Source organism: Desulforhopalus singaporensis (assembly GCF_900104445.1).
In the GTDB taxonomy this organism is placed as follows: Bacteria; Desulfobacterota; Desulfobulbia; order Desulfobulbales; family Desulfocapsaceae; genus Desulforhopalus_A; species Desulforhopalus_A singaporensis.
In genome coordinates this window covers 1-9,503 of record NZ_FNJI01000065.1, presented here as the reverse complement: position 1 = coordinate 9,503, position 9,503 = coordinate 1, and the positions used below count along the sequence as shown (strand labels likewise).

The window sequence follows — 9,503 nt, the reverse complement described above, 5'->3', positions numbered from 1 at the left end:
ACCGTTATTCCGAAGATAATGATAGAGTCCGAATCCTGTGGGGCCTGCTTCGTAAGCACATCGCAACTCAACTCCCTGAGACAACTGTTTCCGTAGAAATTTCTCCAGTGCATCTATCGTATGCGGAATCGCCCCGTAGTTCCTGGTTTCTCCTGAGCGCTCCTCATCGGCTATGGCGATAACTATAGTGTCCTTATGAACATCCAATCCTACGTATTTTATGGTATGCTTTCTCATGACCTGCCTCCTTGGTTATGGCTCTGGGGTGAATGTTGCACACTTTCATTCTAACCCACGTTGGCAAGGTAGGCAGGTCTCCTTCTGTCAAACATTATGTCTAATAATATAAACGCATTGGAGAAAGGCTTATGTCTTCTGAGCAGGAAAAACGGTTTTTCTGGAAGCAGTTCCTCGATGTCGCTAAGCAAACAACAGACCTTTATCAGAATTCGGCAATCAGGAAGAACAAGCATTATATCCATATCAGCACCGGTATGGCTGGTCTTTACTATTCTACAACGTGTAAACTTAACGAGTCATGGGTGGAGGTCTGTATCCAGAGGAAAGACGACAGTGAAGAGCTTTATGACGATATTAAGAGACACCAACAGATCATAGAACATAAATTCGGTGAACCGTTGAGATGGGTCAACGAGGGGGCCAAACAGCGATGCAAGATTATGACCTGCTCAGTGCCACGAGGGCGTGCTGATCACGATATTACCGGCTTGAGTAGGATTCTTGCCGAGCGGACAATGCGTTTTTATGATGCAATTCACCAATACCTGCCTGCGCAGAATCGGGTGGAAGCCAATGCTGAAAAACAACCGACCGCAGCTAAAACCAACATAAGGTCGAAGGCACATAAAGTTGTACCCGAAAAGAAAGTTCAGTTACAAAGTGAGTACATTTATACAGCAAAAAATATTTCTGCCGTGGAGGCCCTCTTCAAGAAATCAATGGAGTGCCGGAGTTGTTTTGAAAGGGGGATGGCGGTTCAAGCGAATATCGACATCGCCCAGCCCCGTCTCATAGGCAAAAACTATTTTTCTTCGATTCACAGAATCATGATTATTGCCCTTAATCCAGGTGCAGGAAATAGTCCTGAAAAAAGGAAGTCAAATAAAAATTTCAGTCAATGGCTTCATGATTACAGAGATGGAAAGAAGAGTTTGGATGAACTCTTCGCTTTCCAAACCGAATATATGCAGTGTTGGGGGACTCCACCAGGAAGGTATCTTCATTATTATTGTGATGGTTTAGGCCTATTATTGGCTAACATCGCCATGGCGAATATTGCCTGGTGCGCCGATGCAAATAATCGCTACCCAGCAGGTATGCTCAATGAATGTTTTAGTCGACATACTGAGCCATTAATTAAGTTACTGGCCCCTTCAATAGTCATTCTGTCAGGTGGGCCAGCACACAAATTTACGGAAAAGATCAAACAAGTGTTGCCTGGTTGTTCTGTGATTAAGACCCTCCACTATGCTCATCGTGAAGGTAGGCATATTGAAGAGCAGCATCTTCGATCTGTGCGAGAACAAATAGCACAATACTCAGGATAACTATAACTTAAGCCAAAGAAATGGATTTAGACGAAGACCCCTTGGATCTACTTGATGACGATGGTGATGGCGTTATTGAAACGTGTTTGTTTTTTGACGAGAAGCAAAACAAAAACCAAGGAGGCCAACAACCTCCTGGTAATAGTGGTTGCTGTATTGTGCTCGCGGTAATTGGCACGTCTTTGTTGGTTGCAAGATGGGGTGTATCTCTGATAATTTAACTTGCATTTTTAACATTAAGCATTGCCTTGCTGCTGATACCTAAACTTAGCCCCAATATTAACAACAACCAACCCCTGTCCGGCGGGAGAAGATCGCCTATGATCCCGTATCACAGTGCTGCGCTCGATGTAATCCTGCACTATTCTCCTGAATTTCATGCTATAATTTATCTCCTGAGATTCATTCTCAACCTATCTGCGATCTCGAGGCCTTCCAGTAGCACCGAGCGTTAATTTTATCAAATTTCAAAAAAATATTATCTTAACTACCTAACAATTTCGGCAAGCTACAAAAGCTACCACGTTGTGGTGTTGTGTTTCACGAAAATTACAATGTAAAATGAAGAATCAATATATGGTTTAACATTAAAAGATAAAGCCAAACCTGTCGCAAGACAGGGACGGAAAGCTACGGATCTTTAGAGAAAGCCGGGTTGCCTTTTTACAAGGTAGCTCGGCTTTTTATTTGGTCAGATCGGGAAGGGACGCCGTAAAAACGCTATTTGTTTAACGGAGGGTAAAATGATGAGAAATTTCTTGTTGATCTTTTTGAGTATTCTTTTAGCAAGTTGTGCCCCTAGCAAAATCTCAGTTCAAAATAACACATTGTTATCAGAGAGAATGCCAGAATTGAAGATTATTATAAACGATCCCGAGTTGACATTTTGTTGTGAAAATACAAGTACCAGGTTTCTGAAATATGAAGATGCGGCTGGTGGTACCTCTATTGAAAACCAAGTGTTTGTTTTTGCACATATTAAAAATAAATATGTAAAACGTGCTGTTTATGTTTGGATTTCTAAAAGTTCCAAAGGGGCATGGTTGTCAGATATTTATAGCAACGTTAAATTTAAAATAGATCATGGTGTAAAGAGAATTGGCAACACAATCTATCAATATTGCACTTTTTTTTACGATAACCCATTGCGGGATCTAAAAGACGCCGTTTATGCTAATGGGTATTTGTTGGATGGCGTTTATTTAAATCAAAGCGTAGGTTTACTTTTTGGGCCTAATAATAATGGGAAATACCATGTTGATTACATTGAATCAGTCTCAGAGATGCATGAACAATGGGATAAGCCTGATTTGTATAATCAAGCCCAAAGGGAGAAAATCAAGAAGTTTAAAGAAACTGCAAATTCAGTATTTATTATTAATTATTAAAAAGGCTGTTTGTCGACAAAAAAAATCGTTTGTTTAAAAAAAACACCGCATTTGTGACTTTGTATCTCTCTATGAATTCTAAATAATTCGCTAATCATGGTTCGCCTTAGCAACCTAATAGCATATTTTTTTATGTAATTTTACAAGGAGTTTATAATGTATATTTTGAAAAGATTAATTTTGATTTTATCTATTTTAGTTTTTTCTAGTTGCGCTATGCCAAAGAGAGGCTTGATTAATGAGAATACTTATTATTCATCTGACAGTCCCAGTATTAAAGTTGAAATGGTAGGATACCATAAATATATTGCTGATAAAAAAAATAGCTCAAGATATATATTTGCAAATAACGAAAACAGATTTGTTTATATTGACCATTTTAATCACATACCATATGAAAACAAGGTTGATTATTATTATGAACCATCTACATGGATATTTTCACATATCCCTAGCGATAGTAAAATTTCAACAGGAACAACTGAGATTTTGGGCAAAACTTGGTATTATTGCGATAGTGCTAATCTAAAAGACAACGGATGCGCATTAATACATAATATTGCTAGATTTACTTATCGACATGATATTTATTATTTGCAATATGTTCAAGTATTGCCAGTGTATGATTGTTGGGAATGGCGTAACACGACACAGTTATCAAAAAAACAAAAACAAACACTTTCTATTTTACACACAAACTTTGAAAACGAAATTAAATTTACATCTTATCTGTCAGATAAACAAGTAGATGTGTCAGTTGATTTGAAACTTTCTCCAGCACAGCAAAAATCATTCAACAAATATTCCGATCCAATATTGTATCCTCACTTAAAAGCTTTTGCAATTCAAGTTGATGGAAATAAATCAGGATGGAGTTATGGGTACAGGAAATCAGAACAAGCTGTCGAAACTGCAATACAATCCTGCAGAAAAAAGGCAGCCAACTGCCGTTTATATGCTGTTGGAGATCGCATTGTTATTAACGATGATGAAAAAAAACTAAATAATTATTTATCAGAATATTACAAAGAAATATTTCCAACATACAATTTAAATAAAATTAAAACACAGGCTTTAAAAGGAAATGAAATTAGAGACTTTTTGTTTGGCCGTGTTGGTGAAGGTGTTGAAAGCAGAACAAGCAATAGTTTTGTTTTACATTTTATGGATAAAGATCGATTGATTGTTGAAATAACTAAAGCAAAAACATATAAAATTTCAGGACATTACGAAGGCAAGTGGTGGGTGGATAATGATCGATGGTGTCGAAAGATACCAGCCTTGTTTAACGGAACAACAGAATGTCATTATGTTATAAAAGAATCCAATGGTGCGGTTTTTTATAATGAAGACGGTGCGTTAATTAATAGGATTAAATTTAAACCATGAGATTTCAAGGCGAACTTTGAATAGTCGATATCGCTTTTAAGAGTTATGTTACAAATGCAGCAGTTTGAAAAGAATCATTTGAGGGTAGAGGTGAGGAAATTCTGTCTATCGATATCGTTTGCAAAAATTTTTTCTATTTGCCCACCGGATTAATAGCCTGAGTCCTGACTCTCAATATAGACAAAACTATAGGTGACCATTCAGCATATTAATACGGCAAGAAAATAAGATCGATTCCAAGGATAGAACCTTGTTGATTTTTTTTTGATATTTGTAAAATTTAGAGTAGTTATTGGATTAAAATACTAACTGGGTTAATAGCTTGAATTTGCTGAATCTCGTCGCTCACTTGACAGCTTGGTTATTACATTTGAGAAGATTTTAATTTTATTTATCGGGCGGTCTAGTTAGAACGTGAGGTAAAGTAGGAATAACCGGATTACAATATAATCCAGTCTAGCCCTTAACAGGAATATCTTGTTATCTTCTGAGAGATTTATTTTGTTTTATTACAGATGTTCAATTATGTTTGTTCTTCACCAGTTAAGTAAAATGTAGAACATGATTCTTCCAGCTTCTTCACCCCTTCGGAAATACCTTTAATATTGAATTTTATCGGAGCGTAATCGTCATTTAAATATACGTCGATTCTCTCTGCTTTTTTAAGTTTATCAATAAAATAATGTACAGCCTTACCTGCCTTTGCAATTTCACTTGTACCTTCTTTAAATTTCCATAAAGATCTATGATCTAACATAGGAAATTGACCATCATATATAACTTTAGCAAAAACGTTATAAAGGCTCGAATCTTTATCTTTATCAATATAATTCCAGCCTATCTCCTTGTCGAAACTTATATATATAAAAGGGATGTAAGCATAACCTGATGAGGGATCAGGAACATTGCAAAAAATTGTCAATTTATTATATGAATTAGTTGAATTAGTACAAAGCTGATATACTTTATTATCTTTTTGATCAGCTTCAAGATAAAGCCAATCACCAATGTGATATTGAGAAACAATCCCTTCTTTCTCGATTGATTCTCTTTCATATGATATACGTGACAAAGCATATTTTCGACATTTCTCAACCGAGTTTTTTGTTGTAAAAACATTATTTTTATTAATGGCATCAGCCTTACCATAGGACAAACATTGTTGTTGACATTTATTTAATACAGATTCCGTGAGGTTAGCGGGATCACTAGCACCATCATCTAATTCAATTACTTCGTAATTTATACAATTTATAGCGCGAAACATTAACTGATTGATATATTCTATTTCAGCTTTTTCGGTAGGTGACAAAGGCGCACATCCACTTGTCACTAATATAAATAAAAACAGTACACTAATCTTTTTTGTAATTTTGTTATATTTCATAAAAACTCTATTTAAAAGTTGTTTTTAAGATGTTTTCTCAACGTTATGTATGAAATAATTCATGTACAATGATGACGCATCAAGTGTTAATTTCCAGATATTAAAATATTAGGTATTTTAAAAAAACAAAAAATAACTTTTATTAAAACAAACATTTGCTGTGATTCAAACGTAGTCCAATGGAAATACATCATAATTATTAGAATGTTCAATAGTGTTTTTTAATAATAATATGAATCATCTGACAAGTTACATTCGTCTGCTACTTCATTCATTATACGATAGAATGAAGGTTTACTGTTTGGGGGTACTTCCTGCAATCCACTTATTTGTTTGCCTTGTACTTTATATCCATTTTCTGATTTAATACAATCTCCGTTTTCATATGAAAAATTACCTTGATAGGATTTGCAAAAGTCAAAATTTCCATCAAAATCACTATCTCGCGCATCCATTAGACCATCAATCAATCCATTATCGATATTTCGCAATGAAACTATAACTCTATCTGGAAAGCCATCGAAGTTATCGTCAACCATATGCCAAAACACTAATCTCATATTAGCCATAATAAATTTGAGCTCTTCTGCAGTAATGGCCTTGTTGAGATTGGGTAGATCTCCTTGCCAACCGTCAGGCACTACCACGTTCCCACCGTCAAGAAACGATAAATAGTCGACTTTTCCATCATGATTCCGATCAAACACGTATCCCCAATTAAGAGTGGCTCCTGGCGGCAAACCACCGCTCGTCGTTCCTGCGTAGATGTTTTTCCTTGGTTCTTTAAATTTTTCATGGGTAAAAACAACTAATAATATTTTTCCTTTTTCATCTCCAATGTATGAAACATAAACCGAATCTTTTTGTTTTTGGCATACAATTTTCAATTCAATATCCGGTAATAAGAGCTCTGATATCACCTCTGTTTTTGGGAACAATTCATTGTTAATTGTATGTTGTTGAGCGCATCCAACTAGTAAAAATAGTAAAAAAACGAGAACTGCTAAGTTTTTGGAAGCATTCATAATTTTTTCCCTCTGAACTATGTTTTTCTTGCAAAAAAAATAAATATTTCAAAACTCTTTCTCTTTTATTTTATCATAGACATTTTTTAAAGGTGTAAATTTCTCTTCCAAAATTGAATGATTTTTTTCTTTGTTTTATGGCAATGATTGTCGGCAAAATAATAATATTTCTCAATATTAGGTTTGATTAGATGTTCATATGCGACATATTTTCTTTACATTGACAGCCCCATACAGCAGGTGTAGCCTATATACTTGACAATGTTCCGAACAATTGAAGGATAGCTTTTGTTTGAGTTACGCGTGATAGCACACAATGACTCCAGAGCAACTAGAAGACCTCTTTGAAGCATGGAGCCTGTATGGGCCAAAACAACAGAGAGCTATCTTAGCTGAATTTCTAGAACTGGAAGATGAGGATCCTGACCTGCTTGAGTTTCTTAAGCACAAACTGCAGATCGATCGATACTGGTGAAAAATAGTATTGTTATAAATAAAATCGTTTACCTTTTAACACTCATAATTATCCTCGTTCTTCCTTTGCAGATTAGCGCTCAGACTATCACAGGTAAAGTTGTCGGTATCGCCGACGGTGACACAATTACCATTCTGGATGCAGAGAAAAATCAGCACAAAATCAGATTTTACGGGATAGATTGTCCGGAAAGTAAGCAGGCTTTCGGTCGGGCTGCCAAAAGACATACATCAAATATAACTGCTCGTAAAACTGCACAGGTGGAGGTCTACGATACAGACAGATACGGTCGGGCCGTAGGTGTCGTTACAGTCGACGGCGTCAATGTAAACCAAAGCCTTATTGAAAACGGTCTTGCCTGGCAATACCTTAGATACTGCAGAGCATCATTTTGTGGAAAATGGAAGGATATAGAGGGCCGCGCCCGGGCCAAACAATTGGGGCTATGGAAAGACGCAGATCCGATACCTCCCTGGCAGTGGCGAAAAGGATCGAAAAACAGCAGTTACGTTCAGAAATCAGCAGGAAATTATGTCTCCGGCTCCAGTGCCTACCATGGGAACGTGAAGTCACACAATTTTCATTCGCCGAACTGCCGGAATTACAACTGCAAGAACTGTATTCAGTCCTTCAATCGCAGGGAAGATGCTATCAAATCAGGATATAGTGCTTGCGGGATGTGTCGACCATAAAGGAGTATGAATGTCAGTCCGCCCTCACAAAACAAAGTATAAAAGCTATCCAGGGAAAACCTATTGGACCATTGATATCGGCTATGGGAGGAACCGTGAGCATATAACGTTCGAAGGGACCTACGAGGCCGCTTGCCAATACGAAAAGGAAATCCGCAGCACTCCTAAAAAAGAAAAAGTCTATAATGAGCGAATCAAAGATCTGATTCTGCCGTTTCTTGAAGCATATAAGCAGGATGTATCGGCAAGAACGTATGAAGACTGCAATACCACTATTGACAATCATCTGGTTCCACGGTGGGGCCTGTTACGGCCGGACCAGCTTACCATGCAGCATTTTACTGATTTTAAAACAGAGCTCGAAGCTGAAGGAATCTCACCATCAACAATAAACAAACACCTGTCATACATCTCTAAAATCCTTAAATGGGCGGCTGCAAATGTGAGATCCGAGGAATTGCCCTTTCGGGTGCCTCGATACAGCCGGAAGAAAACAACTCCTGATCCAGTAAAGCCGCTCACAAGGCGCCAGGTAAACGAAATTTACAAGCACATACAACCGCCCTACCAGTTTATCTTCCTTCTAATGGCAGACATGGGCCTTCGTCGGCAAGAGGCAATGACGGTTAAAATTCAGGATATAGACGAGCGGTTTAAAGCAATCAATATCCGCGGCAAAGGCAGCAAGATACGCCGAATACCATTCATGACAGATCGGTTTGAACAAGCTGCTCTGTCCGTTCTTGAATTGAAAATAGACGGATACGCCACAGTAAACCCGGAAACTGAAAAACCGTACCTTAATATCAGAAAAGAATTGATTAGGGCCGGAAAAGCTGCCGGCATCAAAAGAAAGGTGGGCCACCATCTTCTGAGACACAGTTTTGCAACCTGGTGCGCCGAGGAAGGAATGAACCCGCATGCCCTGCAACGGATAATGGGCCACTCATCAATCGAGACGACGAACAAAATTTACACCCACGTTGGAAGTGATTTTATCGGAAAAGAAGTGATGCGAATGCGAGAAAAAAAGAACGAGAAAAAGATCAAAAAACCTCATCTTTATGTTGTAAAAAATTAGCCCAACGGAGAATTAATCTACAACATGTAGATTCGCGCATAGCTAGTAATCTGATTTCAAAGACAATTCAGAACGAAAACACCTCTTCGAATCCGGGTGTCGGGGGTTCGAATCCCTCCGGGTGTACCAATAATATCTGCTAGTTAGCGAATTTCTTAAAATGGGCGCTTTCGTTCGAAGGCACTTTTATCGGGTCTCCACTAAAGAAAGGGTGTCAATCAGCATTCAAAATTGACCCCCTGTCAGCGTCCAAAAATGACCCCCAAAAAGTAAAAAGGGGGTTCCATTAATCCTGTTATTTTAAAGCTTTCATCTCAAGGTAGCCCCAATTGAGTTCTGGCGCGAGAATGGGCCCACCAAAATGCTCGTCGGAGCGGCAGAACTCAACTGGGGCGGATAGTAAATGATGAACTTATTTTCTATTTTTCAGCCGATAACTCTCATTGCCGGTTTCTACGATGTCGCAATGATGTGTCAAACGATCAAGTAGTGCAGTCG

Annotated in this window: 8 protein-coding genes, 1 pseudogene and 1 riboswitch; of the genes and pseudogenes, 5 read left to right on the top strand and 4 right to left on the bottom strand. The window is 37.9% G+C overall.

All coding sequences use genetic code 11. The features are described from left to right. Positions 1 to 237, bottom strand: a pseudogene (locus BLQ17_RS23015) (IS110 family transposase); the annotation flags it as partial. 131 nt (positions 238 to 368) lie between these two features. On the opposite strand from BLQ17_RS23015, the gene BLQ17_RS20985 reads away from it, so the two are divergent. The 3 genes from BLQ17_RS20985 to BLQ17_RS20970 all read left to right on the top strand — a co-directional run bounded on the left by BLQ17_RS20985 (position 369) and on the right by BLQ17_RS20970 (position 4,345). Next, positions 369 to 1,568 carry a DUF4268 domain-containing protein gene (locus BLQ17_RS20985; protein WP_092226119.1) on the top strand — a complete coding sequence of 400 codons (1,200 nt, stop codon included), beginning with the start codon at positions 369 to 371 and terminating at the stop codon, positions 1,566 to 1,568. 589 nt (positions 1,569 to 2,157) lie between these two features. Then, positions 2,158 to 2,231, top strand: a riboswitch (cyclic di-GMP riboswitch). 80 nt (positions 2,232 to 2,311) lie between these two features. Further along, positions 2,312 to 2,956: a hypothetical protein gene (locus BLQ17_RS20975; protein ID WP_092226116.1), complete on the top strand. Its 645-nt coding sequence runs from the start codon at positions 2,312 to 2,314 to the stop codon at positions 2,954 to 2,956. 156 nt (positions 2,957 to 3,112) lie between these two features. Then, positions 3,113 to 4,345: a hypothetical protein gene (locus BLQ17_RS20970; protein WP_092226114.1), complete on the top strand. Its 1,233-nt coding sequence runs from the start codon at positions 3,113 to 3,115 to the stop codon at positions 4,343 to 4,345. A gap of 523 nt (positions 4,346 to 4,868) precedes the next feature. On the opposite strand, the gene BLQ17_RS20965 is transcribed toward BLQ17_RS20970, so the two are convergent. Next, positions 4,869 to 5,732, bottom strand: a complete 864-nt coding sequence (locus BLQ17_RS20965) for a hypothetical protein (protein WP_092226112.1) — start codon at positions 5,730 to 5,732, stop codon at positions 4,869 to 4,871. A gap of 221 nt (positions 5,733 to 5,953) precedes the next feature. Beyond that, on the bottom strand, positions 5,954 to 6,757 hold the full coding sequence (locus tag BLQ17_RS20960; protein ID WP_092226110.1) for a hypothetical protein: 804 nt from the start codon (positions 6,755 to 6,757) through the stop codon (positions 5,954 to 5,956). Between the two features lie 471 nt (positions 6,758 to 7,228). Here BLQ17_RS20960 and BLQ17_RS20955 point away from each other — a divergent pair, with 471 nt between their 5' ends. Both BLQ17_RS20955 and BLQ17_RS20950 read left to right on the top strand, forming a co-directional pair. Then, positions 7,229 to 7,924: a thermonuclease family protein gene (locus BLQ17_RS20955; protein WP_245695267.1), complete on the top strand. Its 696-nt coding sequence runs from the start codon at positions 7,229 to 7,231 to the stop codon at positions 7,922 to 7,924. Positions 7,925 to 8,252: 328 nt separating this feature from the next. After that, on the top strand, positions 8,253 to 9,005 hold the full coding sequence (locus BLQ17_RS20950; protein WP_176761376.1) for a tyrosine-type recombinase/integrase: 753 nt from the start codon (positions 8,253 to 8,255) through the stop codon (positions 9,003 to 9,005). A 412-nt stretch (positions 9,006 to 9,417) separates the two neighbouring features. Here BLQ17_RS20950 and BLQ17_RS22395 read toward each other — a convergent pair. Then, positions 9,418 to 9,503: ATP-binding protein (locus BLQ17_RS22395; protein ID WP_218121876.1), on the bottom strand; the 86-nt coding region annotated here is incomplete at its 5' end.